Genomic DNA, 15,520 nt, shown 5'->3' with positions numbered 1-15,520 from the left:
ATGACCACCACTGTTGAGCCGACCACGGCGACGGGCCGCGTCGCGCGGGTCATCGGCCCGGTCGTCGACGTGGAGTTCCCCGTCGACGCGATTCCGGACATGTACAACGCCCTGCACGTCGAGGTGGACAACCCCGACGGCACGGGCAAGAAGACCCTGACCCTCGAGGTCGCCCAGCACCTCGGCGACGGCATGGTCCGCGGCATCTCGATGCAGCCGACCGACGGCCTGGTCCGTGGTTCGCAGGTCACCGACACCGGTGCCGCGATCTCCGTCCCGGTCGGCCAGATCACCAAGGGCAAGGTCTTCAACGCCCTCGGCGACGTGCTGAACGTCGACAAGGACGAGTTCGAGTCGCAGGTCCAGGTCCGCTGGCCGATCCACCGCAAGGCCCCGGAGTTCAAGGACCTCGAGTCCAAGACCGAGATGTTCGAGACGGGCATCAAGGTCATCGACCTGCTCACCCCGTACGTCACCGGTGGCAAGATCGGTCTGTTCGGTGGTGCCGGTGTCGGCAAGACCGTTCTGATCCAGGAGATGATCTACCGCGTCGCCGAGAACTTCGGTGGTGTGTCGGTGTTCGCCGGTGTCGGCGAGCGCACCCGTGAGGGCAACGACCTCATCGACGAGATGGTCGACTCGGGCGTTCTGGACAAGACCGCGCTGGTCTTCGGCCAGATGGACGAGCCGCCGGGCACCCGTCTGCGCGTCGCGCTGTCCGCGCTGACCATGGCGGAGTACTTCCGTGACGTCGAGAAGCAGGACGTGCTCCTCTTCATCGACAACATCTTCCGGTTCACCCAGGCCGGTTCCGAGGTGTCGACCCTGCTCGGCCGCATGCCCTCCGCGGTGGGCTACCAGCCGAACCTGGCCGACGAGATGGGCCTCCTGCAGGAGCGCATCACCTCGACCCGCGGTCACTCGATCACCTCGATGCAGGCGATCTACGTCCCCGCGGACGACCTGACCGACCCGGCGCCGGCCACCACCTTCGCCCACCTGGACGCGACCACCGTTCTGTCGCGCCCGATCTCGGAGAAGGGCATCTACCCGGCCGTCGACCCGCTGGACTCCACGTCCCGCATCCTCGACCCGCGGTACATCGCGCAGACCCACTACGACACGGCCATCCGTATCAAGGGGATCCTGCAGAAGTACAAGGACCTCCAGGACATCATCGCGATCCTCGGTATCGACGAGCTGTCCGAGGAGGACAAGGTCACGGTCCACCGTGCCCGTCGCATCGAGCGCTTCCTCTCGCAGAACACCTACGTGGCGAAGCAGTTCACCGGTGTCGAGGGCTCGACCGTCCCGCTGTCGGAGACCATCGAGGCCTTCAACGCGATCGCGGACGGCAAGTACGACTCCGTCCCGGAGCAGGCCTTCTTCATGTGCGGTGGCATCGAGGACCTCGAGAAGAACGCCGCCGAGCTGGCGAAGAAGTAATCGCGGCCGGTAGCAGCTGTGCGTGACCGTGAGGGGTGGCCCCCGAGCCTGGGGACCACCCCTCACGGCGCATCGGCTGTGATTCCGGTCAAATCCGTGCCGCCGGTTTCATGCCGGAGGCGCGGGGCCGTTATTCTTACCGAAACTCCCGAGTAATCGGGCGTTGCATGAGCCTAGGAGCCCACGTTGGCTGAGCTGCACGTCGAGCTGGTCGCAGCCGACCGCAAGGTGTGGTCCGGTGCGGCCACCATCGTCGTCGCCCGTACGGCCTCCGGTGACACCGGCATCATGCCGGGCCACACCCCGGTGCTGAGCGTGCTGGAGACCGGTCCCGTCACCATCCGCACGGTGGACGGCGGCACCGTGATCGCCGCGGTGCACGGCGGCTTCATCTCCTTCGCCGACAACAAGCTGTCTCTGCTCGCGGAGATCGCCGAGCTGGCGGACGAGATCGACGTCGCGCGTGCCGAGCGCGCGCTGGAGAAGGCCAAGTCGGACCTGGACGAGCACGCCGAGCGGCGCGCCGAGGTCCGTCTGTTCGCGGCGCGCGGCCTCAAGGCCCACGTCTGAGTGCGCCGGACCCCGGCTTAGCGGGGTCGACCGACGGTCCCGGGGACGCGTGAGCGTGACCCCGGGACTGTCGTCGTAGTTGGTAGGTCAGCGCGGTCGCTTGATACGACCGCTACGGGGAACGCGGGTAGCGAGGAGGTAGGTGAGCATGGTCCTCGCGCTTGTGGTGTGTGCGGCGGTCGTGGCCCTGGGAGTGATCGGGCTGATGGCCTTCGCCGTCCGGCGCCGCCTGATCCAGCGGGTCGGCGGCACCTTCGACTGCAGCTACCGACTCAAAATGCCTGCCGACGCCTCGACGCAGCCCGACCTCGACGAGAACGGCAAACCCACCTCGGCCCCGGTCCCCCCGACCGACGGCAAGGGGTGGGTTTTTGGTATCGGCCGCTACAGCGGTGACTCGATCGAGTGGTTCCGGGTCTTCTCGTACGCCCCGCGCCCGCGCAAGGTGCTTCCGCGCCGGGAGATCGAGGTGCTCGGCCGGCGCTACCCGGAGGGCCAGGAGGAGCTGGCCCTGCTCTCCGGATCGGTGGTGCTGCGCTGCCTGCACAACGGGGCGCCGCTCGAGCTGGCGATGAGCGAGGACGCGCTGACCGGCTTCCTGGCCTGGCTGGAGGCCGCCCCGCCGGGGCAGCGAGTCAATGTCGCGTAGTGCGGGTTAACGCCGTCTAACCCGGCGGCTACCCTGGCCGCATGGTCAATCTGACGCGCATCTACACCCGTACCGGCGACGACGGCACCACGGCGCTCGGCGACATGAGCCGGACCACCAAGACCGACCCGAGGCTGATCGCGTACGCGGACGCCAACGAGGCCAACGCCGCCATCGGGGTGGCGCTGGCCGTCGGCGAGCTGCCGGAGGACATCACGGCGGTGCTCGTCCGGGTCCAGAACGACCTGTTCGACGTCGGCGCCGACCTGTCCACCCCGGTGGTGGAGGACCCGAAGTACCCGCCGCTGCGGGTGCTGCAGTCCTACGTCGACCGGCTGGAGGCGGACTGCGACGAGTACCTGGCGCGGGTGGAGAAGCTGCGCAGCTTCATCCTGCCCGGCGGCACGCCCGGGGCTGCCCACCTCCACCTGGCCTGCACGGTGGTGCGGCGGGCCGAGCGCTCGACCTGGGCGGCGATCGCGGAGCACGGCGACAGCGTCAACCCGCTGACCGCGAAGTACCTCAACCGGCTGTCCGACCTGCTGTTCATCCTGGCCCGGGTGGCCAACAAGGAGCGCGGCGACGTGCTCTGGGTGCCGGGCGAGAACCGCTAGGAGCCGCCTCAGGGCCGGTCGGCCGGGGTCCTCTCCCTGACCACCCGGCCGTTCTCGACCAGGACGCCGGCCGGCGCCGCCTTGGGCCAGAGCGAGTAGCAGCCGGCCACGATCACGTTGACGACGGCCGCGATGCCCAGCTTGAGGTACCACTGGAGGAAGGTGCCGAAGTGGGCGGCGCCCGCGGAGAGCGGGACGAGCAGGGTGATCAGGCTGAGCGTGATCGCGGCCGACACGACGGTCCGGCCGGCGATCTGCCACTCGTACCTGGTCCGCTCCGGCCCGTACTTCGGTGAGGGCAGCGGCTTGGGGCCGCCGGCGAAGCGGTGCTGGAAGTGCCGGTCGGCCCAGCGCACCAGCGAGGGGCCGTAGCCGATCGAGAAGCCCGCGTAGCTCGCGGCCAGGGCGTGCGTCCAGCTCGCGGTGGCGCCGCCGCGCAGGTCGAGGACGGTGAGGGCGTACAGGGTGAGGTCCACCACCGGCAGGCCGACCAGCAGCGCGGTGCTGGTGCGGCGCCACCGGAGCAGGTAGCGGGTGGCGAGGCCGAGGCCGAGCAGGATCCAGAAGGAGATCTCGGCCGCGACGATGAGGGTGACGATCACGTTCTGCTCCCGGACGTTGCGTGGTGCTCCCAGCCTCGTGCGCGGGCGCGCCGGTGTCGTCGTCGCGTGGTGCCGTCCGGGCCTGCATCCTTCGATGTAGCGGGCTCCTCCGTGGACCGGAGCCGGGCGGGGCGCGGGAGTGGTGAGATGGGAACGTGCCGCTCCCCTTCCCCGCCCTGTCCCCGCGCCGGCAGGACCAGCTGATCGCCCTGTTCGGGCTGCTCGGCGGCTCGGTGCTGATCGTCTTCAGGGCGTACGACCAGGCCGGCCGGGTGCCGCCCTGGGTGGTGCTGCCGCCGCTGCTGGTGATGGCGGGGCTGGAGCTGGTCCGGCGGACCAGGCCGGTGCTGGCGGTGTCGCTCGGCGGGCTGGTCTTCGCGGGGAGCGTGTTCGCCGGCAACCTGGTGGCCACGCTGATCATGTACACCGATCTGCTGTACGCGGCGGTGATCTACGGCAGCCCGCGGATGTCCCGGATACTGCACCTGACCGGCGGGGCCACCGTGCTGGCGCTCTCCACGCTGGCGGCGATCCACGGCGGCACCTCCCTCGCGCTGCTGGTGGTGGTGGTCAGCGCGCTGGTCTTCCTGGGGCCGGTGTGGACCGGCGACGTGGTGCGCAAGCACCGGCAGGAGGCGGAGGCCGAGCGGCTGCGGGCGGAACAGACCGCGCTGCTCTCGGAGATGGACCGGCGCGAGGCGATCGTCGCCGAACGGGCGCGGATGGCACGGGAGTTGCACGACGTGGTGGCCAACCACCTGTCGGCGATCGCGATCCACGCCACCGGCGCGCAGTCGGTGGCCAGGCGGCGCCGGCTGGCCGAGGACGACCCACTGGTGGAGGTGCTGGCGGTGATCCGGGAGAACAGCGTCCAGGGATTGGCCGAAATGCGTCGCATGATCGGACTGCTCCGGGACAGCGGCGGGGGAGAGGTGGACGAGTCGTACGCGGCGCCCGACCTGGCCGCGGTGGACGCCCTGGTGGCCAAGGCCCGGGCGGCGGGCCAGGACGTCGGGCTGGACTTCGAGCTGGACGAGCGCGGCGAGCGCGGCGAACTCCCGGTGCCGGTCGGGCTGGCCGCGTACCGGATCGTCCAGGAGTCGCTGACCAACGCGCTCAAGCACGCCGGGCCCGGACTGGTCAGTCTTCGGCTGGAGTTCGCGTCCGAGGAACTCCGGATCGCCGTCGACAGTCCCTACCGGGCCGGGCCGGGCCGCGAACTGCCCGGCGCCCGGGCCGGGCTGGTGGGTATGGCGGAACGGGCCGGGCTGCTCGGCGGCAGCTTCGAGGCCGGGCCGAAGGACGGGTACTGGAGTGTGCGCGCGGTGCTGCCGCGCGCCCACGGGAACGAGGGGCGGGCATGACGATCCGGGTGCTGGTGGCCGAGGACCAGGCGGCGGTACGGGCGGCGCTGGTGATGATCCTGCGCGCCGAGCCGGAGTTCGAGGTGGTCGGGCAGGCCGCCGACGGCGAGGAGGCCGTCCGGCTGGCGCTGGAGCTGCGGCCCGACGTGGTGCTGATGGACGTGCAGATGCCCCGGCTGGACGGCGTCTCGGCGACCCGGGAGGTGGTTGCCGCCGGGGCCGGTCAGGTGCTCGTGCTGACCACCTTCGACCTGGACGAGTACGTCTACGGCGCGCTGCGGGCCGGCGCGTCCGGGTTCCTGCTCAAGGACCTGGAGGCGGACACCCTGATCGAGGGCATCCGCACGGTGGCGCGCGGGGACGGGATGCTGGCGCCCTCGGTGACCAGGCGGCTGATCGGGGCCTTCGCCCGGCCCGAGCGGCCGGTCGGGCCGGAGGCCAGGGCCGCGGTGGGGGCGCTGACCGGCCGTGAGCGGGAGGTGCTGGCCTGCATCGGGGCCGGGATGTCCAACGGGGAGATCGCGGCCCGGCTGGTGATGGCGGAGGCGACCACCAAGACGCACGTCAGCCGCATCCTGGCGAAGCTGCGGCTGCGCAGCCGGGTGCAGGCGGCGATCCTGGCCCAGGACCTCGGGATGACCGTCTGACCGTACGGCCGTCCGTCCGCCCGGCCGTCCGAGCGCCTGACCAGGTCGGTTGCAGATCACACTCTCGATTGCTACTGCACCGGGGATTTGGGCATTAGAGTCCCGGAAACGAGCGACGCGGCTCGCCGGCGGTGACCCCTGCCCTGAGCCGCCTTCAGGGCCCGCCCGCGGGGCGGCGACGGCATCGGGAGACCCAGCCATGAGCAATGCGTCCAGCAAGCAGATCGCCGTCATCGGTGCCGGCCTGATGGGCGCCGGCATCGCCCAGGTGTCGGCGCAGGCCGGCCACCCGGTGGTGCTGCGGGACGTCACCGAGGAGGCGCTCCAGCGGGGCCTGGCGGGCATCCGCGCCTCCTACGGGAAGTTCGTCGCCAAGGGGAAGCTGAGCGCCGAGGACGCCGAGGCCGCGCTGGGCCGGATCACCACCACCACCGACCTGGGCGCCGTCGCCGAGGCCGACATCGTGGTCGAGGCCGTGTTCGAGAAGCTGGAGGTCAAGGAGGGCGTCTTCCGCGAGCTCGACAAGCTCGCCAAGGACGGCGCCGTGCTGGCCACCAACACCTCCGCCATCCCGATCACCCGGATCGCCGCCGCCACCGAGCGCCCGGAGTCGGTCGTCGGCGTCCACTTCTTCTCGCCGGTGCCGATGATGAAGCTGGTCGAGCTGGTCCGCGGCTACAAGACCAGCGACGAGACGCTGGCCGCCGCCCGCGCCTTCGCCGAGGGCGTCGGCAAGGACGTCGTGGTGGTCAACCGCGACGTGGCCGGCTTCGTGACCACCCGCCTGATCACCGCGCTGGTCGTCGAGGCCGCGAAGCTGTACGAGTCGGGCGTGGCCACCGCCGAGGACATCGACACCGCCTGCCGGCTCGGTTTCGGCCACGCGATGGGCCCGCTCCAGACCGCCGACCTGACGGGCGTGGACATCCTGCTGCACGCCGCCGACAACATCTACACCGAGACCAAGGACGAGAAGTTCGCCGCGCCGGAGATCATGGCCCGCATGGTCACCGCCGGTGACCTGGGCCGCAAGAGCGGCCGCGGCTTCTACCCGTACGAGGGCAAGTGAGCCTGCCGGGCTGAACGGCCGCCGGGCCGTGCGATCGGAGCGTCGTACGGCCCGCTCCACCGGGCCGGGTGAGTTTCCTCACGCTGGTGCCGCAGACGGGTGATTTGGGCGGTAATCGAGCGTAGGTGTGGGGCCGACCTGCGTATATTCCCTCGGACGGGTGAAGTTGCTTCAGATCTGGCCGGAACCAGCAACCTGTGGAGCCGGTTCACCGTCAGATGAAGGAACCCGGCATTCCGACCGGGTCCGGGTGTGGGGCTGCGGCCCGCCCGGATGCACCCCCCGCTCCCGCACCCGGTACGGCCGGGGCGGACCCGCCCCGCACCAGACCGTCCAGGCGAAGGAGGAGAGCATGCGCATCACCGGCGACCACACGGCGCTGGCCATCGAAGGCCGCCTCGACGTGCGCACCGCCGCCGACGCGCGGGCCCGGCTGCACCAGGCGGTGGACGGCGGCCTCGGCGACCTCGTGCTCGACCTCGCCCGGCTGGAGTTCTGGGACGCCACCGGGCTCGGCGTGATCATGGGCACCCACCGGCGGGCCGGCCGGATCGGCCGCCGGCTGGTGCTGCGCTCCGTCCCGGCCCAGCTCCAGCGGCTGCTGGTGGCCACCAAGCTGCACCGCATCCTGACCGTCGACGGCGTGACCGGCGTCGCCGAGGCGCACGGGGTCGCGCTCTAGCCGCTCCGCATCCGCTCCGGCGCCGCGCGCCGGACCGCGCGCCCCCGCACCCCCGGGCCCCACCCGCGCAACGTCCCTGGTCAGCGCTACCGGCCGGTCGTACACCGCGGACCGCCCTGCACGGGCGGGTCCGAATGTGCAAGAGTCTGCCCGTCAGAAGACGGCCGCCGGGGCTGCCTCCAGCCCGGCCGCGGCCGCTACCGGGACGTCAGCCGGGCGGCGCGGGGCGCCGACGGCCGAGCACGATGCGGAGCAGAACGTGGCACAGCCATCCGGGGACTTCCGGCAGGACGCCGTCCGCACCCGTGGCGGCGAACTGGTCTCCGGCGGCCTGCTGGTGGGCGTCGGTGCCCCGGACGGCTCCGAGGCCGGGCCCTGTCCCGAGGAGTGGCGGCCGCACCCGCGCCGGATCGAACGCAGCGAGCCCGCCCGCGGTCCGGTCGGCGGCGTCGGCCGCGCGGTCGGCCCGCTCGCGCTCGGCGCCGGGCCCGCCGACCTGCCGCTGCTGGACCGCGAGGCCGACATCGCCGAACTGCTCGGCCTGCTCGCCGAGGGCCGGTCGATACGCCTGGTCGGCCAGGCCGGCTCGGGCCGCAGCGCACTGCTGTCGGCCGTCGCCGAGGCCGCCGCCGACCTCGCCCCCGGAGGTGTGGTGCAGCTCTGCGGCCACCGCCGGACCGTCCCCGACCTGCTCCAGGACCTCTTCACGGCCACCCACCACGCCCCCGGCTACCGCCCCGACCCCGGGCAGCTGGCCGCCCACCTCGCCGAGGTCGGCGCGATCGTGGTGATCGACGCCGCCGAGCCCTCCGGCGCCGAGCTGGAGCAGCTGCTCGCCGCCGCCCCCGGCTGCGCCTTCCTGATCTCCGCCGCCCCGGACGGCCCGCCGCTGCCCGCCGGCTCCCGGCTCCAGGACCACCTGGTGGCCGGGCTCTCCCGCTCCGCCTGCCTCGCCCTCACCGCCCGGCTGGCCGGGCGGCCGCTGGACGTCGACGAGAAGGCCTGGGCGGTGGACCTCTGGTTCGAGTCCGAGGGCCTGCCGCTGCGCTTCGTCCAGGCCGCCGCGCTGCTGCGCCAGCGGGACCTCGCGGTGGACGCGCTGGTCGCCGCCGAGGACGACCGGATGGACGTCTTCGGAGCCGTCGAGGAGCCCGCCCACGACCCGGACCCGGCGATCCGGGAGAACGCGCTGCGCAGCACCGTCCCGCTGCCCTCGGTGGCGCAGACCGCCTCGCCCGCGGTCCGGCTCGCCGAGGGGTTGAGCGAGTCCGCCCAGGCCGTGCTGCGCCTGGCCGTGGCACTCGGCGGCGAGTGCCCCACCGCGCCGCACCTGCCGGCGCTGATCGACGTCGGCCAGGGCGAGGCCGCCCTCGCCGAACTCACCGACGCCGGACTGGCGGTGTCCATCGGCGGGCACCACCGGCTGACCGCCGGCGCGCTCGACCTGCTCGCCCCGCACTGGCCGCCCCGCGGCTGCGTCGACGGCGCCGCCCGGCACTTCGCCTGGTGGGTCGGGCACAGCTCGGTGACGCTGGAGCAGATCGCCGCCGAGGCGGAGGTGATGATCGGCGTGCTGCTCGCCGACCGCACCGCCGGGCGGCACGACGCGGTGGTCCGGCTCGCCCGCGCGGCGGCGCCCGCGCTGGCGCTGGCGCTGCGCTGGGGCGCCTGGGAGCGGGTGCTCCAGCTCGGTCTGGAGGCGGCCCGCCGCACCGGTTCGGCGGTCGACCAGGCCTGGTTCCACCACGAGGCGGGCGTGCACGCGATCTGCGTCCAGCAGCCCTCCCGGGCCGTCGCCGAACTGGAGACCGCGCTCACCCTGCGGAACACGGCGGGCGAGCAGCGCGGGGTGGCCGCCGCGCGCCGGATGCTCGACCTGCTGCGCGCCGACGGCCGGCAGCTGCCCGCCGCCGCGCCCGCGGCGGCGGCGCCCGGCCGCGCCCCGGTGATCCGCAAGATCGCGGCCCGGGTGCCGGCCGGCCTGAAGTCCAGTCGGCGGCGCCGGGCGGCGGTGCTCTCCACGGCGGTGCTGACCCTGGGGGTGCTCGGCACGGCGGTGGCGATGAGCTTCAGCGGGCCGGAGGAGGTCAAGGGGAACGATCCGCACAACAGCCGGCCGGACCGCGGCAGCGGCACCGAGGACCCGCCGTTCCCGCAGTCCTCCGGCAGCGCCGGGCCGGGGACGACCGGTGCCGGGCCTGGCAGCCCGGCGGGGCAGGTCGGCAGCCCGGAGCCGTCCGCGAGCGGCAGCGCCTCGCACTCGCCGAGCGCCTCACCGACGAGGAAGCCGAGCTCCTCGCCGAGCGCGGGCGAGTCCCAGCCCGCGCAGCAGCCGCAGCCGCCCGCACCGGGCCAGCCGCAGCCGCCGGCCCCGCAGCCGGGTCAGTCCCAGTCGACCGGAGGGCCGTCGCAGCCGACGGAGCCGAGCCGCGGCCCGTCCTCCCCGGCGGCCACCCCGACGTCGCCGTCGGCTACCTCGGGATCGCCGACGACCCCGGGCGGGGCGACCAGTCCGGCCACCCCGGGACCGTCCTGAGCGGTCAGAACAGCTTGAGCTTGTCGTCGTCGATGCCGCGCAGCTCGTCGTAGTCCAGCACCACGCAGCCGATGCCGCGGTCGGTGGCCAGGACGCGGGCCTGCGGCTTGATCTCCTGCGCGGCGAAGACGCCCTTGACCGGGGCCAGCAGCGGGTCCCGGTTGAGGAGTTCGAGGTAGCGGGTGAGCTGCTCGACGCCGTCGATCTCGCCGCGGCGCTTGATCTCGATGGCCACCGTGGCGCCGTCGGCGTCGCGGCAGAGGATGTCGACCGGGCCGATCGCGGTGGGGTACTCGCGGCGGATCAGCGACCAGCCGGCACCGAGCACCTCCATCCGGTCCGCGAGCAGCTCCTGGAGGTGTGCCTCCACGCCGTCCTTGATCAGGCCCGGGTCGACCCCGAGCTCGTGGGACGAGTCGTGCAGCACCTCCTCCAGCGTGATGATGAGCTTCTCGCCGGCCTTGTTCTCCACCGTCCAGACCCCGTCGGCCTCCTTGAGGGCGCACGGCGGGGACATCCAGTTGAGCGGCTTGTAGGCGCGGTCGTCGGCGTGGATGCTGACGCTACCGTCGGCCTTGACCAGGATCAGCCTGGTGGCGGAGGGCAGATGGGCGGAGAGCCGACCGGCATAGTCGACTGAGCAGCGGGCAATTACGAGACGCACGGTCGACCACGCTAGCCCACCGGGGCCAGTTGATGCGATTCCGCGACGGCAGGGTGAAGAAAGCGCGAACCCGTCCACCATGGAGGGCCTGTGGTCCCGCTCCCCGCCCGTCGAGGTCTGGCGCCGCCCCCTTCGGGTCGCTACGGTGTGTGACGGCACGCTCGCGGGATCGCTGTCAACGGGGATGGAGACTTCAGATGAACGATCCGACGGGATCCGGCCAATCCCGTGCAGCGCAACATATTTCCGAAGCAATCCGCAGGAATGACCGGCCTGTCGCGCCGTTGACTGCCACGCTGTTCTGAGCGCGTTCGGTGTCCAGGACGTCACGTCCCGTGGTGCCGCCGCTGTCGCGAAGGTGCCGGAAACCCCTGTCCCTCGGTGTTCCGGACGTCCCGCGCGAATCAGCCACCCTCACTGTGAGCTTGACCTACGCACGACCACCCGGGCGCCGCGCGGGTGGACCGCGAGAGGAGAATCCATGTCGCTCGACGTCTCACCGGCCCTGCTCGAGAAGGCCGAGCGGGGCGAGGTCGACGAGCGGGAATTCGTCGACTGCGTCCGCGTCTCGCTGCCGTACGCCTGGGACCTGATCAGCTCGCTGGTCGCCCAGGCGAAGGTCGACGGCACCGACTTCGCCGACAACCAGGTACCGCCCCCCAGCGAGAAGGCCCGGGGCCAGCTGCTGCGCGCCCTCGCCAGCGACGCCATCCGGGGCGCCCTCCAGCGCCACTTCGGGGTCCGGCTGGCGTTCCAGAACTGCCACCGGGTGGCGGTGTTCCTGCCGTCGGAGGCCAACGAGGCGCGGTACGACCGCTTCACCTCGGTCCGGGAACAGCTGCTCAACCAGTCCGAGGAACTGCGGGACTGCTGAGCCCCGGCCGTACCGCGCCGCGGCGCCGGCCGCCCCGTCCCCGGGTGCGGGGGAGGGGCGGCGGCCCGGGCCCGGGTAGGACCTAGCCCAGCTGCGGCAGCACCTCGGAGCCGAGCCGGGCGATGTTGTGCAGGGTCGCCTCCTGGTCGCCGCTGCCCTCGGCGAGCAGGGCGAAGCGCCGGATGCCGGTGCGCTCGGCGGTGGCCAGCAGCCGGTCGGCGCACTGCCGCGGGGTGCCCACTGCGTGCAGGTCGCAGAGCAGCTCGGTGTACTGGCGCGGGTCGCGCATCTTGCGCTCGCGGCCGTCCACGGTGCGGTGCGCGCCGAGCCCGTACTCGAACCAGCCGGGCATCGCGTTCAGCAGGGTGGAGCGGGCCGCCGCGGCGCGGTCGTCGACCTGGGCCACCCCGGCCGCGACGTGCTGACGGCCGACCCGGCGCAGCTGCTCCTCACCGCGCCCGGCGGCCAGCCAGGCGGTCCGGTACAGCTCCAGCATCCGCAGCTTGTCGTCGTCCCCGGAGTGCATGCCGAGCAGCATCGGCAGGCCTCGCTCGGCGGCCAGCCGCACCCCGCCCGGCGAGGTGCAGGCGACCACCACGGGCGGGCCGGCCACCGGCCGTCCGTCGGCGGTGAGCTCCTCGCCGAGGCCCTCGTCGTCCCGGCGCTGGCGCGGGAAGCGCACCGGGCCGGACCGCTCGCCCAGGCCGAGCCAGCTGACCAGGCCCGGCCGCCGCAGCGGCTCGGTGGCCCGGGGCACCACGGCGACCTCGGGGAAGGCGAACTGCGGGCCGTCCGCGCCCACCCGGGCGCAGCGCAGCCAGCGCAGCAGCAGGTCCAGCCGCTCCGGGAACCCGGTCTCGAAGGCGTCCACGCCTCCACCGAACACGTCCAGGTCGATCCACGGCCCGCCGCGGCCCACTCCGAGCGTGAACCGTCCCCCGGAGGTGAGGTGCAGCAGCGCGGCCTGCTCGCCGAGCCCCACCGGGTGGCGGGTGGAGAGCACGCTGACCGCGGTGCCGACGCCGATCCGGCGGGTGCGGCCGAGCAGCATCGCGGCCAGCGTGGCGGCGTCCGGGCACACCCCGTACGGCACGAAGTGGTGCTCGGCCAGCCAGACGCTGTCCAGGCCCGAGCGTTCGGCCTCGACGGCCGCGCTGACGGTGCGCTCCAGCACCTCGCCGTGGCCCTGTCCGGGGAACTGCGCGGACAGCAGGAACAGGCCGACCCGCACCGGACCGGTGGACGGCGGCACCGCGCCCGCCCGCAGGGTCGCCGGCAGCGGCTCGCCCGCGACGGCCGTCACCGGGGGGACGGAGGTCAGCGTCGGGCCGGGGGCGGGCCGACCGCTCTCGGCGCGGGCGCTGGTCTTGCTCATCGTTGGTCCTCCTCGGGTGCGCGCAGGGTCTGCGGGCCCCGCCTTCTCCCCTTGTGGGTATCCGATGTCATGTGCCAATGGCATGCGGAACCCTGGATTTCCCCGATGATCGGGTGGATCTCGGCAAAAACGCCGAAGTACCGGACGGGGTCGTGGTAGGAGCGATGGGGTAGCCCGATCGGCCGTAGGCTGGAACGATCCAGGCCCAGGAGGAGAGGGAGTCCGCCGTGTCGCCGCGCCGCAACCGGATCAAGAGCGCCGCCCCCCACGAGAGTGCGGAGCCGACCGCCCCGCTCGGCGGTTCGCTGCGCCGTACCGAGACCTACCAGGACGACGAGTGGGTGGTCCAGACGGTCGCCGGGACGGCGGGGCGGTTCTACCGCTGCCCGGGCTGCGACCAGGAGATCCCGCCGGGGATGGGCCACGTGGTGGCCTGGCCGACGCACGGCGCGGGGGTGGACGACCGGCGGCACTGGCACCGGGCCTGTTGGGGGGCGCGGGAGCGCCGGGCCTCCAACCTGCTGCGGGGCCGCGGCGCTCCGCGGTACTGACGGCCCGCCGCGGGGCCGCCGCGCGTCGCGGGCCCGGCTACGCGTCGCGCTTCTTGAGCACCAGCACGCCGCCGACCAGGGCCGCCGCCGTCCAGGCGAGGCAGATCAGGAAGCCGGCCCACGGTCCGTACGGCTGGCCCTGCTGCTCGTACACCAGGGTCATCCGCGAGCCCGCGTAGTCGGGGAAGTAGTGGGCCAGGGTCCTGACCTTCGGCACCGCCGAGAGGATCGGCGAGAGCAGGAAGAAGAACGGCACCAGCACGCCGAGCGCGAGCGTCTGGTTGTGCAGCATCGTGGTGACGCCCGCCGCGAACAGGCAGAGCATCGTCAGGTACAGCGCGGCGCCGAACACCGCGCGGAGCACGTTCGGTTCGCTGATCGTGGTGGAGTGCGAGCCGAGCAGCGCCTGGCCGGCGAAGAAGGTGACGAAGGCCGTCAGCACCGAGACCGCCAGCGCGAGCGCGCCGAGCACCGCCAGCTTGCCGGCGAGCAGGGTGGCGCGCTGTGGGACGGCGGCCAGGGTGAGCCGGATCATGCCGCTGCTGTACTCGTTGCCGATCGCCAGCACGCCGAACACGATGATCACCAGTTCGCCGAGCACGATGCCGGAGAAGGCGGTGCTGGTGGGGTCGAACGGGTTGGGGTCGTGCCGTCGGAACTCGGTGAAGTTGTCGTTGGTGAGCAGTGACAGCAGCGCGCCGATGCCGACCGTGACGACGAAGGTCAGCGCGAGCGTCCAGAGCGTCGAGCGGACGGTGCGGATCTTCGTCCACTCGGAGCGCAGGACCGCGGGGAAGGACGCCATCTCAGATCTCCTCCTGCCGTGCCGTGGTGGTCTGCCGGGCGCCGTCCGCCTTCCAGCCGGCGCCCCACTCGGCGGGCGCGCCGGCCGCGTCCTGACCCGGCCCCTCGCCCGCGTGGTACTCCACCGCGTCGGCCGTCATCTGCATGAAGGCGTCCTCCAGCGAGGCCTGCTGCGGGCTGAGCTCGTGCAGCACCACGCCGTGCCCGGCGAACAGCTCGCCTAGGTGCGCGATGTCCCCGTCGACCACCTCGTAGGAGCCGTCCGGGCCCGGTTCGTGCCGCAGGCCGGTCTCGGTCAGGACGTCGAGCAGCCGTTGGGGCTCCGGGCTGCGCAGCCGTACGGCGGAGCGGGAGTTGCGCCGGATGAACTCCGGCATCGGCAGGTCGGCGAGCAGGCGGCCCCGGCCGATGACCACCAGGTGGTCGGCGGTGACGGCCATCTCGCTCATCAGGTGGGAGGAGACGAAGACCGTGCGGCCCTCGGCGGCGAGGCGCTTCATCAGGTTGCGGACCCAGAGGATGCCCTCCGGGTCCAGGCCGTTGACCGGCTCGTCGAACATGATGATCTCCGGGTCGCCGAGCAGGGCGGAGGCGATGCCCAGGCGCTGGCCCATGCCGAGCGAGAAGCCGCGGGCCCGTTTGCGGGCGACCGGGGTGAGGCCGACCAGGGCGAGCACCTCGTCCACCCGGCGCTCGGGGATGCGGTTGCTCTGGGCGAGCCAGAGCAGGTGGTCGCGGGCGGTGCGGCCGGGGTGGACGGCCTTGGCCTCCAGCAGCGCGCCGATGTACTTGAGCGGCTCGCTGAGCTGGCCGTAGTGCCTGCCGTCGATGGTGACCCGCCCGGCGGTCGGGCGGTCGAGGTCGAGGATCATGCGCATCGTGGTGGACTTGCCAGCGCCGTTGGGGCCGAGGAAGCCGGTCACCACGCCCTGGGGGACCCGGAAGCTGAGGCGGTCCACCGCAAGGGTCGTGCCGTAACGTTTTGTCAGCTCGTGCAGCTCGATCATTCGTGCTCCCTCAGTTCCTTGCCAGGCTAGGACAAAGGGGGTATCGCGGCCCGCTGAGTGGGCCCG

The 15,520-nt window shown here is 72.8% G+C and carries 16 protein-coding genes; 11 read left to right on the top strand and 5 right to left on the bottom strand.

All coding sequences use genetic code 11. The features are described from left to right. From atpD to ACGF13_RS13230, 4 genes are all read left to right on the top strand, one after another. Positions 1-1,446 carry a F0F1 ATP synthase subunit beta gene (gene atpD, locus ACGF13_RS13245; RefSeq protein WP_392873095.1) on the top strand — a complete coding sequence of 482 codons (1,446 nt, stop codon included), beginning with the start codon at positions 1-3 and terminating at the stop codon, positions 1,444-1,446. Between the two features lie 186 nt (positions 1,447-1,632). Beyond that, positions 1,633-2,016, top strand: a complete 384-nt coding sequence (locus ACGF13_RS13240) for a F0F1 ATP synthase subunit epsilon (protein WP_280676020.1) — start codon at positions 1,633-1,635, stop codon at positions 2,014-2,016. 148 nt (positions 2,017-2,164) lie between these two features. After that, entirely contained in the window at positions 2,165-2,665 is a 501-nt protein-coding gene (locus ACGF13_RS13235) for a DUF2550 domain-containing protein (RefSeq protein WP_030057523.1), read from the top strand. Between the two features lie 41 nt (positions 2,666-2,706). Continuing rightward, positions 2,707-3,279, top strand: a complete 573-nt coding sequence (locus tag ACGF13_RS13230) for a cob(I)yrinic acid a,c-diamide adenosyltransferase (protein ID WP_392873091.1) — start codon at positions 2,707-2,709, stop codon at positions 3,277-3,279. Positions 3,280-3,287: 8 nt separating this feature from the next. Here the strand turns inward: ACGF13_RS13230 and ACGF13_RS13225 are convergent, their stop codons facing one another. Further along, positions 3,288-3,881 carry a hypothetical protein gene (locus ACGF13_RS13225; protein ID WP_392873088.1) on the bottom strand — a complete coding sequence of 198 codons (594 nt, stop codon included), beginning with the start codon at positions 3,879-3,881 and terminating at the stop codon, positions 3,288-3,290. A gap of 155 nt (positions 3,882-4,036) precedes the next feature. Here ACGF13_RS13225 and ACGF13_RS13220 point away from each other — a divergent pair, with 155 nt between their 5' ends. From ACGF13_RS13220 to ACGF13_RS13200, 5 genes are all read left to right on the top strand, one after another. Continuing rightward, on the top strand, positions 4,037-5,245 hold the full coding sequence (locus tag ACGF13_RS13220) for a sensor histidine kinase (protein ID WP_392873085.1): 1,209 nt from the start codon (positions 4,037-4,039) through the stop codon (positions 5,243-5,245). Then, on the top strand, positions 5,242-5,892 hold the full coding sequence (locus ACGF13_RS13215; RefSeq protein WP_392873082.1) for a response regulator: 651 nt from the start codon (positions 5,242-5,244) through the stop codon (positions 5,890-5,892). The genes ACGF13_RS13220 and ACGF13_RS13215 overlap by 4 nt, the downstream gene beginning before the upstream one ends. Before the next feature lie 199 nt (positions 5,893-6,091). Next, positions 6,092-6,961, top strand: coding sequence for a 3-hydroxyacyl-CoA dehydrogenase family protein (locus ACGF13_RS13210; RefSeq protein WP_392873079.1), 870 nt, complete (start codon positions 6,092-6,094; stop codon positions 6,959-6,961). Positions 6,962-7,313: 352 nt separating this feature from the next. Continuing rightward, complete coding sequence (locus tag ACGF13_RS13205) at positions 7,314-7,643, top strand: STAS domain-containing protein (protein WP_392873076.1); 330 nt, start codon at positions 7,314-7,316, stop codon at positions 7,641-7,643. A 259-nt stretch (positions 7,644-7,902) separates the two neighbouring features. Beyond that, a complete protein-coding gene (locus ACGF13_RS13200; protein ID WP_392873073.1) occupies positions 7,903-10,179 on the top strand; it encodes an ATP-binding protein in 2,277 nt (758 codons plus the stop codon). Positions 10,180-10,183: 4 nt separating this feature from the next. Here ACGF13_RS13200 and nucS read toward each other — a convergent pair whose 3' ends face one another. After that, a complete protein-coding gene (gene nucS / locus ACGF13_RS13195) occupies positions 10,184-10,843 on the bottom strand; it encodes an endonuclease NucS (protein ID WP_392873070.1) in 660 nt (219 codons plus the stop codon). 481 nt (positions 10,844-11,324) lie between these two features. Here nucS and ACGF13_RS13190 point away from each other — a divergent pair, with 481 nt between their 5' ends. Then, positions 11,325-11,717, top strand: coding sequence for an SCO5389 family protein (locus ACGF13_RS13190; protein WP_392873067.1), 393 nt, complete (start codon positions 11,325-11,327; stop codon positions 11,715-11,717). Between the two features lie 82 nt (positions 11,718-11,799). Here the strand turns inward: ACGF13_RS13190 and ACGF13_RS13185 are convergent, their stop codons facing one another. Further along, entirely contained in the window at positions 11,800-12,948 is a 1,149-nt protein-coding gene (locus tag ACGF13_RS13185; RefSeq protein ID WP_392874201.1) for an LLM class flavin-dependent oxidoreductase, read from the bottom strand. Positions 12,949-13,319: 371 nt separating this feature from the next. On the opposite strand from ACGF13_RS13185, the gene ACGF13_RS13180 reads away from it, so the two are divergent. Then, the gene (locus tag ACGF13_RS13180; protein ID WP_392873065.1) at positions 13,320-13,643 is read left to right on the top strand and encodes an ATP/GTP-binding protein; all 324 of its coding nucleotides are present in this window, start codon (positions 13,320-13,322) and stop codon (positions 13,641-13,643) included. A 37-nt stretch (positions 13,644-13,680) separates the two neighbouring features. Here the strand turns inward: ACGF13_RS13180 and ACGF13_RS13175 are convergent, their stop codons facing one another. Together ACGF13_RS13175 and ACGF13_RS13170 are read right to left on the bottom strand one after the other, a co-directional pair. Then, a complete protein-coding gene (locus ACGF13_RS13175; RefSeq protein WP_392873063.1) occupies positions 13,681-14,448 on the bottom strand; it encodes an ABC transporter permease subunit in 768 nt (255 codons plus the stop codon). 1 nt (position 14,449) lies between these two features. Beyond that, positions 14,450-15,454, bottom strand: a complete 1,005-nt coding sequence (locus tag ACGF13_RS13170; RefSeq protein WP_392873060.1) for an ABC transporter ATP-binding protein — start codon at positions 15,452-15,454, stop codon at positions 14,450-14,452. Positions 15,455-15,520: the final 66 nt, after the last annotated feature.

The organism is Kitasatospora sp. NPDC048286, assembly GCF_043201735.1.
Taxonomy (GTDB): Bacteria; Actinomycetota; Actinomycetes; order Streptomycetales; family Streptomycetaceae; genus Kitasatospora.
The sequence above is the reverse complement of the archived record's forward strand: the minus strand, read 5'-3'. Positions and strand labels throughout refer to the sequence as shown.